This window comes from Micromonospora sp. SD19 (genome assembly GCF_054462275.1).
In genome coordinates this window covers 1-16,539 of the sequence record NZ_JBTLMN010000017.1, presented here as the reverse complement: position 1 = coordinate 16,539, position 16,539 = coordinate 1, and the positions used below count along the sequence as shown (strand labels likewise).

Here is a 16,539-nt window from a genome sequence, read left to right as displayed (position 1 = left end):
GACTCAGAGCACCGGATTGGCGTCGGTGAGTAGTCGGTCGATCTCCTCCAGCACCTCGGCGCGATCGCCGTACACCGGGTCGATGAGCGGCACGCCGCGCCGGTCCAGCGCACCCCACCGCCCGTTGCCACTCTCGATCAGGAACGCCACCGGGTGGATGACCAGCATCGGGTGCGCCGGCGGGACCAGCACCGTGCCGGTGCGGTCCACCACACCCCGCCGGCCCGCCACGTCGACCACGGCCAGCCCCTCATCGGTGAAACCGTCGACCTGCCGGCCGTCGGCCAACTCGGTGACGAAGCCGTGGTAACGGGTGGGCACGACGATCCGGCCGGTCCGGTCGACCGCCCCCCACCCCTCGCGCCGCACCGCGGCCAGCCCACGCCGGAATGGTCTTACCTCGGCGAAGTTGGGTGCGACCTGCACCGCCCCGGTCGCGTCGATCGCCGTCCAACCGCCCTCGCCGACCACCCAGGCCAGGCCGTCGCTGAACGGATGCGCGGCCCGGAAGGACGGCGGGATCACCGTCGTACCGAGCAGGTTGATCAACGACCAGCGGTCGCTGTCCGGTCGGCGGACCCAGGCCAACCCGTCGTGGAAGGGCTGCGCCTCGGCGTACCGGGCGGGAATGACCACCTCGCCGTCCTGGCTGGTGTAACCCCACAGCTGCCCGTCCCGGTCCGGCAACGGGGGCCGGTCCCGGTCGAGGACCTCGTCCCGACCCCGGGGGTACGGCCCGAAGCCATCAGCCTCGGCCCGGACGGTGACCGCGTCGAGGGCCACCCGGACCCGCTCCAGCAGTTCGGCGTCGCCGGCCCCACGCAGGTCCAGCGCCTTCTCGAAGTGCTCGCACGCCTCCATGAGCCGCCCCTGGTCGTAACACGACCGCCCGGCGTGCTCGTGCAGCGCGGCCCGCAACCGGTCAGGCAACTCGACCGAGTTGGCCTGGGCGAAGAGCTGGTCCGCCTCGGGGAAGTCGCCGCGCCAGCGCAACACGTGGGCCAGCCGGGCCTGGGCCAGCGCGGTCCGGCGCAGCTCGCCGGTGGCCTCGGCGTAGGTGAGGGCGAGCCGGCCGTCGGCCAGCGCGTCGTCCAGCTCGCCGAGAATCCGCGAGGCCACCGCCCGCAGGCTGAGCAGCCGGGCCCGGGCGCGGTTGTCGACCGCCGAGCCCAACTTCTCGGTCAGCCGTCGCCGAATGGCCCGCAGGTCGTCCGGCTCGGTCAGTTCCTCGCGCAGGGTCACCGGATCCAGCCGCCAGCGGTACGCGGCCAGCACCTGCTCCGGGTCGCCCGGGTCGGCCAGCGACGGGCGGGTCACCACCGGCGGTGCCTCGGCAGGCGGCGCGGACACCGGCACGTTCTCCCCGTCCGCGCCGCTCCTCGGGCCGGGTACGGCCGGGGCCGGTGGCCCGGACGTCGGCTCCACCGACGCGGGTGGTCCGGACGTCGGCTCCACCGACGCGGGTGGTCCGGACGTCGGCTCCACCGACGCTGGTGGCTCGGAGACCGGTGCCGTGGCGGACGGTGTCGCCGAGGCCGGTGGCGCGGAAACGGGCGTTGTGGCTGGTGGCGCAGAGACGGGTGCCGCCGAGACGGGCACCGGCGGTGCGGACACGGACGCCGCCGGGGCGGGTGGTGCGGACACGGGTGTTGGTGGTGCGGATACCGGCGCTGCGGAGTGGGGCTCTGGCGGCGTGGGTGGTGCGGAGACGGGCGCTGTGCCGAGAGGCGGCGCGGAGACGGGCGTTGTGCCGAGGGGTGGCGCGGAAACGGGTTCCTGTGGCGCGGCGGGCGCTGGGGGCGCGGAGACGGGTGCTGCCGGCGCTGCCGATACCGGCGGTGCCGGGGGAGCGGACACCGGCGTGATCGAGACGGGCGGTGCCGAGACGGGTGGTGCCGAGAACGGCGGTGCCGAGACGGGCGGGTTCGGGTCGTTCGCAGCCGTCACGGGCGGCGCGGCTTCCGCCGGCCACTCGTCGACGTACGGGCCTCCCTCCGGGCTCGCGCTCGGAGCGTCGACAGCGTCGGTCGGCTCGTCGGGTGGCGCGAGTTCGTCCGTCGGGTGGTACTCGACCGGGTTGGCGTCCTCATTGGGTGAAGCGGTGTAGGCCTGCTTGTCGACGTCGGGTTCGGCTGCGAGGTCGCGTTCGTCCTGCTGGTGGGGGATCGCGAGCAGCGGTGCGCCGGAGACGGGTTGGTCGTCGTCCACAGGTGCCGTGTCGAACGCGGGCTGCTGGTCGTCGTCCAGGTCGTCCAGCCAGCGCCGGGGAGCACCGGAGACCGGGGCAGCGGGCGGCGCGGAGACGGGGGCAGCGGGCGGCGCGGAGACGGGGGCAGCGGGCGGCGCGGAGACGGGGGCAGCGGGCGGCGCGGAGACCGGGGCGAAGGCGTCGTCTGGTGTCGACCCGCTGGCGTCGGTCACGTCCAGGTGGGTGTCAGCCGTCGGCGTCGACGCCTCCGTGTCCGACGCGGCCGCTGTCGTGAAGAGGTCGGGGCTGCCGGCCGTCGACTCATCGTCGGTCGGGTCGTACTGCCGCTCGTCGGTCGTCGACGCACCCGGCGAGGAATCGGCGGGCTGAGCCGGGCTGAACCACGCGTCCGGCCCACGGACGCTCGCGACGTCGTCCGGTTCGCGAACGGGCGTGACCGGTTCTTCCGAGGGTGGCGGGGGTACGTAGCGGCGCGGCGTACCGGGGGCCGGCGGAAGCACCGGCGCGACGTCCATCGCCGGCGGCTGCGGGACAGTGCCGTCCGGGGACGCTGCCGGACCAGGAGCAGGCGCCACCGGCGTGGGGTCGTCCGGGCGCGGGGTGGGTCGGGTCGCTGGTGACGCCGGTGCCTGCCAGGTGGGCGGCGGGGCGACCGACGGGCGTGCGTCCGCCACCGGAGCCACCCGCTCCGGCGGGTACGAGCGCTGCGGAGCGTCCGGCCGCTGCGGCGGGTACGGGTGTTGCGGCGCGGCTGGGTGTTGCGGCGCGGCCGGTCGATCGGCGGAGTGCTGCCGCTCCGTGGACGGCGAACGGTCCGGCGTGACCGGGCGGCGGTCGGTTGGCGGGTTGCCGAACAGCGGGTCGCCGACCCGACGGTGATCCGGTCCCGGCTCCTCGCCGCGCCGCTGGTCCACCGGGCGGTCCCCGGTGTCCGGGCCGGGGTAACGCGGCGGCGGGGTGTGACGCGCCCCGGCCGTCGACGGCGGTTCGGTCAGCGGTCGGCGTGTGGGTGCCGGCGGGCCATCGGACCGCTCGTCTGCGCCGGGCGGCTCCACCGGCGCGGACAGGTACTCCAGCCGCAGGCGGGCGGCGGGCGGTCCCGAGACGGGCAGGTCGGCGGCGGGCGACACCGGAGCTGCGGACACCGGGCCCGGCGACACCGGGGCTGCGGACACCGGTCGCTCCGGGCCGGGGGGCGCGGGGGCGACGGGTGCCGGCGACACCGGCCGGTCCGGGAAGACGGGGGAGACCGGGGCGGCCGACACCGGCCGGTTCCAACCCGAGGGCGCGGGGGAGACGGGTGCCGGCGAGACCGGCCGGTCCGATCCGGGGGACACGGGTGCCTGCGATGCCGGCCGGTCCCAGCCGGGCGAGACAGGTGCCGGCGAGACCGGCCGGTCCCAACCGGGGGACACGGGTGCCGGCGAGACCGGTCGCTCCGGCGAGGCCGGTGGGACCGGCGTGGCGCGGCCGGCCGTGGGTGGCGCAGTCGCGGCCGGACGTACCCCTCGCTCGTCGGGCCGCGCCGGGGCGGCCGCCGGTCGCTCGTCGGGCCGTACCGGTCGGTCGTCGGGCCGGGACGGCGTGGCCGGCGGCCGTTCGGGCCGGGCGGTCGGCCGCGACGCGACGCCCGGGTCGGCGCCACGGTACGGGTCCGTGGTGCGGTACGGCTCCGGGCCACGGTGCGGCTCGGTGCGGTGCGGGTCTGACGTGCGGTGCGGGTCTGCGGTGCGGGGCGGCTCGGGGCGGTGGCCCGGCTCGCGGGCCCGGTCCGGGCTGCGGTCCTGGCGCACCGGACCCGGCGGTGGCCAGGGCAGACTGTCGCCCGACCGTTGGCCCGGCTGCGGCCGGGGCTCGCGGTACGCGTCCTCACGAGGCGCGTTCTCGCGGTACCCGTTCTCGGGGTACGCGTCCGGGCGGGCCTGTTCGCGGGGTCGCCGGTCCGGGTACGCCTCGGCGCGTGCTGCCGCCTCACGGGGCTGCTGCCAGTGCGGGTCGGTGTCGGGGCGACGCCGGTCGTCGTCGAGGCGGGACTGGCCGGGCAGGTCCGCCTCGGGTCGACGCCGTCGTCCACCGTTGGCTGCGGGAGCTGCGCCCGTCCCCTCGTCCGCGCGGTAGCGCGAGTCTGGGCGGCGCAGGTCGTCGGCGGCCCGGTCCGGGTACCCGTCGGCGCGGTAGCGGGGACGGCCGTCAACGGGTGCCCACGGGTCGACAGCGTCAGCGCTGCGGCCGTCGTGGTCACGGGTGGGTCGGACGCCGTACCCGTCGCCGGGGTGTCGTTCGTAACCGGCCGCCGGTCGCTCCGGTGTGCCGCGTCGACGTGGCGCGTCGTCCGGCTCGGGCACCCAGCCGGGTTCGGGCCGGGGCGCCGGGGAGACCGGCGGTGTGCCCCGATAGCCACGGTCCCGCTCGGTGGGCTCCTGCCGGGGGCGGCGGCTGTCGTACCGCTCCGGGGTGGGCTGGTCGCGGTGCCAGGCGGCCTCCCGCGCGGGTCCCCGTTCGTCGGCGGGGCGTCGATCGGACCAGGCGGTGCGCCGGTCCGACTCGGGGGAGCGGCGTTCCTCGCGGCGGGGTGGCTCGGGCAGCGGTCGACGGTACGGCTCGTGGTCGTAGTGCCGGGAGTCGGTGCTGTCGGGCCGCCCGTACGCCGAGCGCTCGTCGTCGCGGAGTCGCCCGTAGGCCGGTGCCCCGTCCGGCTCGTCGTCCACCCAGGACCGGCCGTGGGGTGGCTGTTCCGCCGGTGGTTCGTCGGACCACGACCGGCCGAGGTAGGTGCCGTCCGGGCGGGTGGGCGCGAGCGGCGGCACCTCGGCGCGGCCGGACACCGTCGCCCGCCCACGGGGTGGCGGCTGGTGCGGCATGCCGATGTCGCCGGGGTAGCGCTGGCCGGGAAACTGGGGGTGCCACTCGGTGGTCGGTTCGATCACCCAGGCCGGTTCGTTCGGGTCTGGCCACCGGTCGGTGTAGCGGCCGTTCATCCGGCGAGCCCGTCGCCACACCCGGCCGCCGGGCCGATCCTCGCCGGGAGTGAGCTGTCCGCAGCCGCCGCCGGGTGACCGCTGGGCGTCCGGTCGCCGCCTGCCACGCCCCGGTGGCCGGCTCGCGTCCGCTCGCTCACGCGTTGTCACCTCGTTGCAAATTGTCGCGCTGGGGCCGCACGAGCCGGTCAGGTCGCCGCTCCGGCAGGCCGTGGCTGCGGATGGAGGGTAACGGCGTGGGCTCGCTCACCGCCACTGTGGCGCCGCCCACCGGCGCAAACGTTATCCCATTGGTTTCGGACATTTAGGCCTATAACCGAATCTGGTCTCCGACCCTACCGCACTCGACGACCACCCGGCTCCGGCGGGAGTCACCGCAGCGGGTCAGGGATGTTCCATGATGAGGACGGCGAACGTGCCGGCGGCGAGCGCCTCGTAGTGGTGCGGGGCGTCGCCGGGGAACGTGGCGTAGTCGCCGGGGTCGAGTTCGACCGAGGCGCCCTCGGGCCCCACCCGCAGTCGACCGGCGGCGACCACCACGTGCTCGATGCTGCGCGGGGTGTGTCCCTGGCCGGTTCGGATCGCCCCTGGTTCCAGCCGGATCAGGTAGACGTCCCGGCGCAGGTGCGCCGTACCGGCGCTGAGCAGCGTTCCGCTGAAGTCGGCCTGCTCGGAGCGGACGTGCGACCCGTCTCCCGCCCGGATGACCCGTAGGACGTCGTCCACCGGCTCCACCAGCCGGCTGAACGGCACGCCGAGGGCGACGCCCAGGGACCAGAGTGTCTCCACGCTCGGGTTGCCGCTGCCCGACTCCAGTTGGGAGAGGGTGGACTTGGCCACCCCCGCCCGGCGGGCCAGTTCGGTGAGCGAGATGCCGACCCGTTCCCGTTCCCGGCGCAGGGCGGCGGCGATGGTGGCCAGCGGGGCAGCCGGTTCCGGAGGCATGCCTTCGCTCCATGGGTTCGAACGTTCGCTCTGGCGAACAACGGCAACCCGTTCAGCATGATGAACGCACCGCAGGATCCGCGCAGATACGGCGAAACTGCCGCCTCGAAGATGTCTGAGGCGGCAGTTTCGCCGATATCGCGCGGAGCTGGGGCGGCGGGGTCAGACCTTGTCGCCCAGCTTGACCTGGGGCGCCGGAGCGCGCATCCGGCGGAAGGTGATCGACCGCATGACCGCGTAGAGGTAGAGCGAGCCCATCCGCTGGTCGGACTTCGGGAAGCGCTCCCGGATCAGCTTGCTGATCTTGCGGCAGATCAGCACCGAGTCGATGACCACGCCCAGCGCCAGCGCGCCCCAGAGCAGGTTGGAGATCAACCGGACCGGCGCCGGCATGGCCGCGTTCGACCCGATCAGCACGATCAGCGCGCCGCCGAAGAACCAGGTGCCGACGGTACGCCGGGAGTCGACCACGTTGCGGGCCAGCAGCCGTTCCGGGCCACGGTCGCGGGGGCCACCCTCACGGCGGAACTCCGCTGCGGCCTCAGCGCGCAGTTGGCGGCGACGCTCCCGCTCCTCCTCCTTGGTGAGGGGGCGGCTCGGACCGGCCGGGCGGCGGCCGACGGTTGGCCGCTTGGGCGTCTCCCGACCCTTGGCCGGGGTGTAACCCCGGGGACGCTCGGCGGTCTCCTCGGGGGTCACCGAGGTGACGGCCTCGTCGACGAGGTCGGTGGACTTGCGGCGAAAGAGCGACGGCACGCGGCAAGGGTAGCCAACGGTCCACGCCCGGTGCACATCGCGGTGCACCGGGCGTGAAGAGTGTGTCGGTACTTACGGACGCTCGGCGTGCGCGCCGAGGTCGGCGAGCTTCGCCTCGAAGTCCTCGTAGCCTCGGTTGATCAGGTCGACGCCGTACACCCGGGAGGTGCCCTCGGCCGCGAGCGCCGCGATCAGGTGGCTGAACCCGGCCCGCAGGTCCGGGATGACCAGGTCGGCGGCGTGCAGCTTGCTCGGCCCGGCGATCACCGCGGAGTGCTTGAAGTTGCGCCGGCCGAAGCGGCACGGGGTGCCGCCGAGGCAGTCCCGGTAGACCTGGATGTTGGCACCCATCGAGTTCAGGGCCTCGGTGTAGCCGAGCCGCTGCTCGTAGACCGTCTCGTGGACGATCGACAGGCCGCGGGCCTGGGTCAGCGCCACGACCAGCGGCTGCTGCCAGTCGGTCATGAAGCCGGGGTGCACGTCGGTCTCCAACGCCACCGCGTTCAGCTCACCGCCGGGGTGCCAGAAGCGGATGCCGCCCTCCTGGCCGGGGTCGCCCAGCTTCGGCGCGCGGGCGTCGGTGACCTCGTACTCGCCACCGACCGAACGGAAGATGTTCAGGAAGGTCATCATGTCGGCCTGCTGTGCGCCCAGCACCTCGACGTGACCACGGGTCGCCAGGGCGGCGGCCGCCCAGCTCGCCGCCTCGATCCGGTCCGGGATCGGCCGGTGGGTGTAGCCGTGCAGCTTGGGCACGCCCTGAATCTCGATCACCCGGTCGGTGTGGACCTTGATGATCGCGCCCATCTTCTGCAGGATGCAGATCAGGTCGATGATCTCCGGCTCCACCGCGGCGTTACGCAGCTCGGTGACGCCCTCGGCCATCACGGCGGTCAGCAGCACCTGCTCGGTGGCGCCGACGCTCGGGTACGGCAGGGCGAACTTGGTGCCGTGCAGCCCGTTCGGCGCGGACAGGTGCAAGCCCTCCGGCCGCTTGTCGACGGTGGCGCCGAACTCCCGCAGCGCCTGGAGGTGGAAGTCGATCGGGCGCGGGCCGATGTGGCAGCCGCCGAGATCCGGGATGAACGCGTGTCCGAGACGGTGCAGCAGCGGGCCGCAGAACAGGATCGGAATCCGGCTGGAACCGGCGTGCACGTTGATCTGGTCGGTGCTCGCGCTCTCCACGTTCGCCGGGTCGAAGACCAGCTCGCCGTCCTCGGTGCCGTCGGTGACCTTGACGCCGTGCAGGCCGAGCAGACCTCGCACCACCTCGACATCGCGGATCTTGGGCACGTCGAACAGCCGACTCGGGCTGTCGCCGAGCAACGCGGCGACCATCGCCTTCGATACCAGGTTCTTCGCGCCGCGCACGCGGATCCGCCCCTCGAGCGGAGTGCCTCCGTGCACAACCAGGACGTCGTCGGTCAACGCAACCTCCAGCGCGTCGGTGCTGCCGTGTTGATGGTGGGGCGCCTGAACGTTGTCGCTACCCCGGATGCGGCCATATCCAAACGGCCCGCGTGTGTCGTCGCTTGGGCAGCATAGCCCTCGGTGACGAAAAAGGACTCGGTCACATCGGCGTGTGTGGCATTAATCGGTGATCCGGCACTTTTGCGTACCAAGGACGCTACGGATCGTGATCAGGACACCGCCGGCGGAGGAGTGTCCGCGCCGGGCAGGGCGAGCATCTGATCCAGCGCGACCCGGGCGTGGTGCGCGGTGTCGGCGTCCACCGTGATCTGGTTGACGACCCGGCCCGCGACCAGCTCCTCCAGGGCCCAGACCAGGTGCGGCAGGTCGATCCGGTTCATCGTCGAGCAGTAGCAGACGGCCTTGTCCAGGAACATGATCTGCTTGTCCGGGTGCGCCAACGCGAGCCGGCGGACCAGGTTCAGCTCGGTGCCGAGCGCCCACGCCGAGCCCGCCGGAGCCGCCTCGATCGTCTTGATGATGTATTCGGTGGAGCCGACGTAGTCAGCGGCAGTGACCACCTCGTGCCGGCACTCCGGGTGGACCAGGACGTTGACCCCGGGCACCCGCTCCCGCACGTCGTTGACGCTGTCCAGCGTGAACCGGCCGTGCACCGAGCAGTGCCCCCGCCAGAGGATCATCTTGGCGTCGCGCAGCTGCTCCGGGGTGAGCCCACCACCGGGCTTGTGCGGGTCGTAGAGCACGCAGTCGTCCAGCGACAGGCCCATCTCCAGCACCGCCGTGTTACGGCCCAGGTGCTGATCCGGCAGGAAGAGCACCTTCGACCCCTGCTCGAAGGCCCAGTCCAGGGCGCGCTTGGCATTGGACGAGGTGCAGACCACCCCGCCGTTGCGGCCCACGAAACCCTTGATGTCGGCCGACGAGTTCATGTACGTCACCGGCACGGTGTCACCCGCGATGCCCAGCTCGGTCAGCGTGTCCCAGGCGGCCTCCACCTGACCCAGGACCGCCATGTCCGCCATCGAGCAACCCGCCGCCAGGTCGGGCAGGATCACCCGCTGGCTGTCGGTGGTGAGGATGTCGGCGCTCTCGGCCATGAAGTGCACGCCGCAGAAGACGATGTACTCGGCGTCCGGGCGGGCCGCGGCCTCCCGCGCCAGCTTGAACGAGTCGCCGGTCACGTCGGCGAACTGGATCACCTCGTCGCGCTGGTAGTGGTGCCCCAGCACGAAGACCTTGCTGCCCAGCTTCGCCTTCGCGGCGGTGGCTCGGGCCACCAGATCCGGATCGCTGGGCGCCGGCAGGTCGCCCGGACACTCGACGCCGCGCTCGGTGTCGGGGTCGCTGCCCCGGCCGAGCAGCAGCAGAGCCGTCGCCGTGTTGGAGGGTTCCACCCAGGTCGAAGTCACGTAATCCATGCTCCCACAGCGCGGGCGCGACGCAGCTTCGCTCGGTGTGGGCTGCCACACTGCTCGGCATGCGCGTGCTGCTCTGCCCGGACAAGTTCGCCGGCACCCTGTCCGCACCGGAGGTGGCCGCCGCCGTCGCCGACGGTTGGCGCACCGTCACCGACGGAGACGATCTGCTGATCCGGCCGCTCGCCGACGGCGGGCCAGGCTTCGTGGAGGTGCTCGCCGAAGCCCTCGGCGGTCGGCGGGTGCCGGTGTCGACGGTCGACCCGCTGGGCCGGCCGGCGGCCGGTGAGATCCTGCTCACCGCCGACGGCGCGACCGCCTATCTGGAGAGCGCGCAGGCGTGCGGGCTGCACCTGCTCTCGGCAGCCGAACGCGACCCGAAGACCACCACCTCGTACGGGCTGGGTCTGTTGGTGGCCGCAGCGGTGGAGAGTGGTGCCCGCACCGTGGTGATCGGGCTGGGCGGCTCCGGCACCAACGACGCCGGTGCCGGAATGCTCGCCGCGCTGGGCGTGACACCGCTCGACCCGGGCGGTGCCGCGCTGCCGTACGGCGGGGCGGCGCTCGCCGCCGTCGACGCGCTGGACGGCGCGCCCCGGCTGCGCGGCGTCCGACTGGTCGCCGCCACCGACGTGGACAACCCCCTGCTCGGCCTGCACGGGGCCAGCAACGTGTTCGGCCCGCAGAAGGGCGCCGACCGCGGTGACGTGCTGCTACTCGACGCGGCACTGGAGCGTTTCGCGGCGGTGCTGGAACGCGACCTGGCCGGTTGCCCGACGGGGCTCGGCACGCTGCCCGGAGGCGGGGCCGCCGGCGGGATCGGCGCGGCGCTGCTCGCCCTGGGCGGCACCTGCGAGTCGGGGATCGGCCTGGTCACCCGGGCCACCCGGCTCGACGCCGCACTGGACACCGTCGACCTGGTGGTCACCGGTGAGGGGTCGTTCGACCACCAGTCGCTGCGCGGCAAGGTCGTCGCCGGGGTGGCCGGCGCCGCCCGCGACCGGGGAGTTCCCTGCGTGGTGGTGGCCGGGCAGGTGAGCACCGGCCGGCGGGAGGCCGCCTCGGCCGGGGTGACCGACGCGTACAGCCTGGTCGAGCACTTCGGTGGCGAGGAGGGCGGCGGGCTCGACGCCGCGCTCAGCCGACCCGCGGACGGGCTGCGCGAACTGGGCGCCCGGCTGGCCCGGCAGTGGAGCCGCTGAGCGCTCCGGCCGCCTGACGAGTGGGTCCACCTGCGGTGGGCGTCACGCCACGCGGGTGCACCCGGCCGAGGCGGCGTACGATCGGCGGAGGACCACAACCGGGAATCACTGGACGGCGCGCGACGTTGGCCAGTGCGTCCGGACCCAAACCGCGCAGGGAGACTTCCACGTGACCACGCCAGCGCAGACCGAGTCGACCGAGGCCCAGGCCCCTACTTCCGTCGTCCTCACCGACGTCGCGGCGCAGAAGGTCAAGGCCCTGATCGAGCAGGAGGGCCGCGACGACCTGCGGCTCCGCGTCGCCGTGCAGCCGGGCGGCTGCTCCGGCCTGCGGTACCAGCTTTTCTTCGACGAGCGTTCGCTCGACGGTGATGTCGTGACCGACTTCGGTGGTGTCGAGGTCGTCGTCGACCGGATGAGCGCCCCGTACCTTTCCGGCGCGACGATCGACTTCGCCGACCGGATCGACGCCCAGGGCTTCACCATCGACAACCCCAACGCGGGCAGCTCCTGCGCCTGCGGTGACTCGTTCAACTGAGTCACACCCCACACACCAGCGACGATGGGGCCGTTCTCCGGAACGGCCCCATCGTCGTACCGGTCGGGGGTCGCACCGTCTGGGAGCGGTCCCGAAGGGGACCGTGGCGGGCTGGTTGCCGTTGTCCGACCGAGCGGTGACCATCGGGTTGCCGTGCCGGTAGGCTGACCGCGCCCTGCTCCCGACCCCGAGGGTTGACATGAAGATCGCCGTCACCGGCTCGATCGCCACCGATCACCTGATGAGCTTCCCCGGTCGCTTCGCCGACCAGCTCATCGCCGATCAGCTGCACAAGGTGTCCCTCTCCTTCCTGGTGGACGACCTGGTGCTCCGCCGCGGTGGCGTGGCGGCGAACATCTCCTTCGGGATGGGCCAGCTCGGCCTGCGCCCGGTGCTGCTCGGCGCGGTCGGCGCCGACTTCGCCGACTACCGCTCCTGGCTGGAGCGCCACGGCGTGGACTGCGACTCGGTGCACGTCAGCGAGGTGGCGCACACCGCCCGTTTCGTCTGCACCACCGACACCGACATGTGCCAGATCGCGTCGTTCTACGCCGGTGCGATGAGCGAGGCCCGCAACATCGAGCTGGCGCCGGTCGCGGAACGGCTCAACGGTCTGGATCTGGTGCTGGTCGGCGCCAACGACCCGGAGGCGATGCTGCGGCACTCGGCCGAGTGCCGCACCCGCGGGTACGCCTTCGCCGCCGACCCGTCGCAGCAGCTCGCCCGGATGGGCGGCGAGGACGTGGTGGCGCTGATCGAGGGCGCCGAGTACCTGATGACCAACGACTACGAGAAGTCGCTGCTGCAGAGCAAGGCGCAGCTGAGCGACGACCAACTGCTGGACCTGGTCAAGGTACGGGTCACCACGCTCGGCAAGCACGGTGTGGAGATCGCCGGGCGGGGCATCGACCCGATCCACGTACCGATCGCGCGGGAGATCCGGGCGGTCGACCCGACCGGCGTCGGCGACGGCTTCCGGGCCGGCTTCTTCACCGCGCTCTCCTGGGGCGTTGGCCTGGAACGCGCCGCCCAGGTCGGCTCTCTGCTGGCCACGCTGGTCCTGGAAACCGTCGGCACCCAGGAGTACGACGTCCGCCGCGACCTGTTCGTCAAGCGCCTCGCCGAGTCCTACGGCGACACCGCAGCCGACGAGATCCGCCCCCACCTCCTCCCGTAACCCCCCCCGGCCTGCCCCGCCCCGCCCTACCCCGCCCCCGCGATCTTGCACTTTCTGTTGCCGTCTCGCGGCTCATGCGCCCTTTTGTCCCCGCAGAAACCGCAAGATCGCGGGGCGGAGGGGGGTCATGGGGGACGGGGGTGGGCTGTGGGGTGGGTCAGTGGGTGCGGCGGACGTCGTAGGCGGGGCCGTCGGGGCCGGTGATGGCGCCGAGGAACTCCTGGCCGCGCATCCGGCACCAGGCGGGGATGTCCACCGCCGCGGCCGGGTCGTCGGCGAGCACCCTCACCACCGCGCCCACCGGCACCTCGGGCATGCGTCGCGCCGCCGCGATCACCGGCAGCGGACAGCGTTGACCCCGGCAGTCGATCACCTCGTCCGGCATCGTCACAGCCCCACCACCCCGGCCTCCGCGCGCAGCCCCGCGACGATGTTCGGCAACTCGGTCAGGAACCGCTCCACGTCCGCCTCGGTCGTCTCCCGGTGCAGGCTGACCCGCACGTTGCCGTGCGACAGCACCCCCATCGCCTCCAGCACGTGCGACGGCCGCAGGGTGGACGAGGTGCACGACGACCCCGACGACACGGCGAAACCCCGCCGGTCCAGGGCGTGCAGCAGCGCCTCGCCGTCGACGTACAGGCAGGAGAAGGTCACCAGGTGGGGGAGCCGGAGCACCGGGTCGCCGACCACCTCCACGTCGGGCACCTCCGCCGCGACCCGCTCCCGGATCCGGTCCACCAGCGGCGCCAGCCGGGTCGCCTCGGCCGCCGCGTCGGCCGCCGCCGCCCGCAGGCTCGCCGCCGCCGCCACGACCGCGGGCAGGTTCACCACCCCGGGGGTACGTCCGCTCTCCCGCTCGTCCGCCGGCCAGGGTGACTCCCAGCGGGTGCCCTTGCGGACCGCCAGCACCCCCACCCCGGGTGGCCCGCCCCACTTGTGGGCGCTCGCCGTGAGCACCGACCAGCCGGCCGGCACCGGCACCCGACCCACCGACTGCGCCGCGTCCACGTACAGCGGCACCCCCACGTCGGCGCACGCGGCCGCCGCCTCCGCGACCGGCTGCACCGTCCCCACCTCGTGACTGGCGGTGATCAACGCGGCCAGCGCGACCCCCGGGGCCCGCACGGCGGACGACCAGGCGGTCAGGTCCAGCCGCCCCGACCGGTCGACCGGCACCGCGCTGGCGGTCCCGCCCGCGCCGACGTGCCGCTCCGCCGCGTGCAGCACCGCCGAGTGCTCGATCGCCGAGTGCACCAGCGTCGACCCGACCCGGTGCCGCCCCGCGAGGCCCCCGAGCACCGCGCCGTGGGCCGCTGTCGTACCGCTGGGGGTGAAGGACACCTCATCGGCGCGGACGCCGAGCGTCGACGCGGTGGCCTCGCGCGCGGCGTCGAGCAGTTGTCGGGCCCGGCGGGCCTGCGTGTACAGCTTGCCCGGGTCGGCCCAGCCGTCGTCGAGCGCGGCCAGCAACGCCTGCCGCGCGACCGGATGCATCGGCGCGGCGGTCGCCGCGTCCAGGTAGACCGGGGATGCGCTCACGGTGCCACCTTTCGTTCGCGGCTGCGGGGCTCGCAACCCCGGCTCACTCCTCGCGCTCACAGGTCGGTCTTCGTTCGCGGCTGCGGGGCTCGCAACCCCGGCTCACTCCTCGCGCTCACAGGCCCGACGGTATCGCGGCGGTATGCCTAGGTTCCCCCCGATGGGGGGCGGACAGTGACCCCACCACGGCCGAGTCCGTCATGGTCGAGTAATCTGCGACCGTCGGTGACGCCTTTGCCGTCGGTGCCGAGGAAAGACGCACCGCGGCGCGCTAGGGAGGCAGGACCAGGTGGTCGCAAGGAGTTCGGAGGTACGGCCGTCGGCCGTACGGCACAGCGCTTCCCCAGGGGCCGGTGGGCGCCGGCGGCGCGGTGCTGGTCGGCTGGCCGGGCTCGGTCTCAGTGGCGTCGCGCTGCTGGTCCTGCTCACGGGCTGTGACGTTGGAGCGGCGTTCGACGGCTTCGGCTGGCCGCAGGGGGGCATCTCGGCCGAGTCTCGGCGGATGTACGACCTGTGGATCGCCTCCTGCATCGCCGCCCTCGCGGTCGGTGTCTTCGTGTGGGGTCTGATCTTCTGGTGTGTCGTGCGCTACCGCAAGCGCGGCAACGCGCTGCCGGTGCAGACCCGCTACAACATGCCGATGGAGTTCCTCTACACCATCGCGCCGATTCTGATCGTCTCCGTGCTCTTCTACTACACGGCGATCGTGCAGACCGACGTGGACAAGCTGTCGAAGAACCCGGACGTCACGGTCGAGGTCGTCGCGTTCAAGTGGAACTGGCAGTTCAACTACCGCGACGGGCAGGGCCCGGACGCCAAGACCACCGCGTCGACGCTCGGCACCAGTGAGGTCATTCCGGTGCTGGTGCTGCCGACCGACCGGTCCATCCGGTTCGAGGAGACCAGCCGCGACGTCATCCACTCGTTCTGGGTGCCGGAGCTGCTCTTCAAGCGGGACGTCATGCCGGGCAAGATCCGCAACGTGTTCGAGGTCTCCAGCCTGGAGGCCGAGGGTGCCTACGTCGGGCGCTGCGCCGAGCTGTGCGGCAGCTACCACGCGTTCATGAACTTCGAGCTGCGGGTGGTGTCGCCGGAGAAGTACGACCAGTTCCTCGCGGCCAAGCAGAGCGGCAAGTCCACCCAGGACGCGTTGTCCGCGATCGGTGAGCAGCCGTACGCGGTGACCACGGAGCCGTTCGACACGCGGCGGACGCAGGACAACTTCAACCCGGACAAAGTTCCGGCCCGCACCGGAAGCTGAGGCAGCGGCATGAAGACCGAGTGGCGTATCTTCCTGATCATCGCCGGTTTCCTCTTCGGTGCCACCATCCTCTACGGCGCCTGGACGAACGGGCAGTCGGGCGGCATCGAGTGGGTCGGCACCGTAGCCCTGCTGCTGTCGTTCCTGCTCTGCTCGATGTGCGGTGGCTTCTTCTGGTTCGTCTCCCGCCGGATCGACCTGCGCCCGGAAGACCGTCCGGACGCCGAGATCGCTGACGGCGCTGGCGAGGTCGGCTTCTTCAGCCCGGGCAGCTACTGGCCGTTCGGTCTGGCGCTGGCCGCCGCGATCGCCGCGCTCGGCCTGGTGTTCTGGCAGTACTGGCTGATCGGCGCCGGCCTGGTGGCCGTTGTCCTCGCCGCCTGTGGGCTGCTGTTCGAGTACTACAGCGGCACCCGGCGTACCGCCGAGCACTGACCCACACCCGGTCGCCATCGCGACCGACCCCGCACGACGAAGGCCCGTTCCCCGGTGGGGGAGCGGGCCTTCGGTCATGCTCGACCCCGGTCGAGCGGCGCTGGCGGTCAGGCGGCGGGCGCCGGATCGGGCCGGGCGGCAGGTCAGGCGGCGTGACGCTGGCCGTCAGATGGCGCGCCGGTGGGCGGTCAGGCGACTCGGCGAGGGGCGGGCTGGCGGTGGCGGACGGTCAGTCGGGTGACCGGGAAGGCGATCGCGCCGACGACCACTGCGGCGCCGCAGTCGACGCAGATCAGCTCTGGACAGTCGGTGCCGTGGCCGTCGACGCACGGCGGGGCCTCGAACAGCGCCACGCCCTCGCAGACGTCGCAGTAGAGCTCGCGGTGCGACACGGGCGTCTCCTCTCGATCACCAGGCCGGCCCGCCCGGATGCGACAGCGACGCACCGACGGCGGCAGAGAACTACTCAGCTGTAGTTTCCCAGACGGGTCCGACAAATCCCCGCGCACCGTCGCCCACTCGTCGGCCGCCGGGTGTGATCCACTCGACTTCCTTGAAATCGGGGTGTCCGGGCTCGGCGGTTTCAAGCGGCTGTTGCGACTAGGTGTTTGTGGAGTACCTCGGCTGGATTCTGCCAGTCGAGGGTTTGGCGT

The 16,539-nt window shown here is 73.0% G+C and carries 13 protein-coding genes; 5 read left to right on the top strand and 8 right to left on the bottom strand.

Going from position 1 to position 16,539, the window contains the following annotated elements; translation table 11 throughout:
- Window positions 1-3 precede the first annotated feature (3 nt).
- The 5 genes from ACX27O_RS32250 to nadA all read right to left on the bottom strand — a co-directional run bounded on the left by ACX27O_RS32250 (window position 4) and on the right by nadA (window position 9,728).
- Window positions 4-5,187 carry a WG repeat-containing protein gene (locus ACX27O_RS32250; protein WP_458940565.1) on the bottom strand — a complete coding sequence of 1,728 codons (5,184 nt, stop codon included), beginning with the start codon at window positions 5,185-5,187 and terminating at the stop codon, window positions 4-6.
- Between the two features lie 384 nt (window positions 5,188-5,571).
- Window positions 5,572-6,132 carry a helix-turn-helix domain-containing protein gene (locus ACX27O_RS32245; RefSeq protein WP_458940564.1) on the bottom strand — a complete coding sequence of 187 codons (561 nt, stop codon included), beginning with the start codon at window positions 6,130-6,132 and terminating at the stop codon, window positions 5,572-5,574.
- A 162-nt stretch (window positions 6,133-6,294) separates the two neighbouring features.
- Entirely contained in the window at window positions 6,295-6,888 is a 594-nt protein-coding gene (locus tag ACX27O_RS32240) for a DUF3043 domain-containing protein (RefSeq protein WP_030337973.1), read from the bottom strand.
- 72 nt (window positions 6,889-6,960) lie between these two features.
- A complete protein-coding gene (murA, locus tag ACX27O_RS32235; protein ID WP_030337972.1) occupies window positions 6,961-8,316 on the bottom strand; it encodes a UDP-N-acetylglucosamine 1-carboxyvinyltransferase in 1,356 nt (451 codons plus the stop codon).
- A gap of 212 nt (window positions 8,317-8,528) precedes the next feature.
- Entirely contained in the window at window positions 8,529-9,728 is a 1,200-nt protein-coding gene (nadA, locus tag ACX27O_RS32230) for a quinolinate synthase NadA (protein WP_210858810.1), read from the bottom strand.
- Window positions 9,729-9,796: 68 nt separating this feature from the next.
- Here nadA and ACX27O_RS32225 point away from each other — a divergent pair, with 68 nt between their 5' ends.
- From ACX27O_RS32225 to ACX27O_RS32215, 3 genes are all read left to right on the top strand, one after another.
- Window positions 9,797-10,936: a glycerate kinase family protein gene (locus ACX27O_RS32225; protein ID WP_030337970.1), complete on the top strand. Its 1,140-nt coding sequence runs from the start codon at window positions 9,797-9,799 to the stop codon at window positions 10,934-10,936.
- Between the two features lie 169 nt (window positions 10,937-11,105).
- Window positions 11,106-11,474 carry an iron-sulfur cluster insertion protein ErpA gene (gene erpA / locus ACX27O_RS32220; protein ID WP_030337969.1) on the top strand — a complete coding sequence of 123 codons (369 nt, stop codon included), beginning with the start codon at window positions 11,106-11,108 and terminating at the stop codon, window positions 11,472-11,474.
- A 199-nt stretch (window positions 11,475-11,673) separates the two neighbouring features.
- Complete coding sequence (locus ACX27O_RS32215) at window positions 11,674-12,651, top strand: carbohydrate kinase family protein (RefSeq protein WP_030337968.1); 978 nt, start codon at window positions 11,674-11,676, stop codon at window positions 12,649-12,651.
- Window positions 12,652-12,808: 157 nt separating this feature from the next.
- On the opposite strand, the gene ACX27O_RS32210 is transcribed toward ACX27O_RS32215, so the two are convergent.
- Window positions 12,809-13,042 (bottom strand): sulfurtransferase TusA family protein, encoded by a 234-nt coding sequence (locus ACX27O_RS32210; RefSeq protein ID WP_030337751.1) that lies wholly within the window; start codon window positions 13,040-13,042, stop codon window positions 12,809-12,811.
- The gene (locus tag ACX27O_RS32205; RefSeq protein ID WP_210858812.1) at window positions 13,039-14,190 is read right to left on the bottom strand and encodes a cysteine desulfurase family protein; all 1,152 of its coding nucleotides are present in this window, start codon (window positions 14,188-14,190) and stop codon (window positions 13,039-13,041) included. The genes ACX27O_RS32210 and ACX27O_RS32205 overlap by 4 nt, the downstream gene beginning before the upstream one ends.
- Window positions 14,191-14,479: 289 nt before the next feature.
- On the opposite strand from ACX27O_RS32205, the gene ctaC reads away from it, so the two are divergent.
- Window positions 14,480-15,451 (top strand): aa3-type cytochrome oxidase subunit II, encoded by a 972-nt coding sequence (ctaC, locus tag ACX27O_RS32200; protein WP_030337749.1) that lies wholly within the window; start codon window positions 14,480-14,482, stop codon window positions 15,449-15,451.
- Window positions 15,452-15,460: 9 nt separating this feature from the next.
- On the top strand, window positions 15,461-15,886 hold the full coding sequence (locus tag ACX27O_RS32195; protein WP_030337748.1) for a cytochrome c oxidase subunit 4: 426 nt from the start codon (window positions 15,461-15,463) through the stop codon (window positions 15,884-15,886).
- A 188-nt stretch (window positions 15,887-16,074) separates the two neighbouring features.
- Here the strand turns inward: ACX27O_RS32195 and ACX27O_RS32190 are convergent, their stop codons facing one another.
- Complete coding sequence (locus tag ACX27O_RS32190) at window positions 16,075-16,278, bottom strand: hypothetical protein (protein ID WP_210866828.1); 204 nt, start codon at window positions 16,276-16,278, stop codon at window positions 16,075-16,077.
- Window positions 16,279-16,539 lie beyond the last annotated feature (261 nt).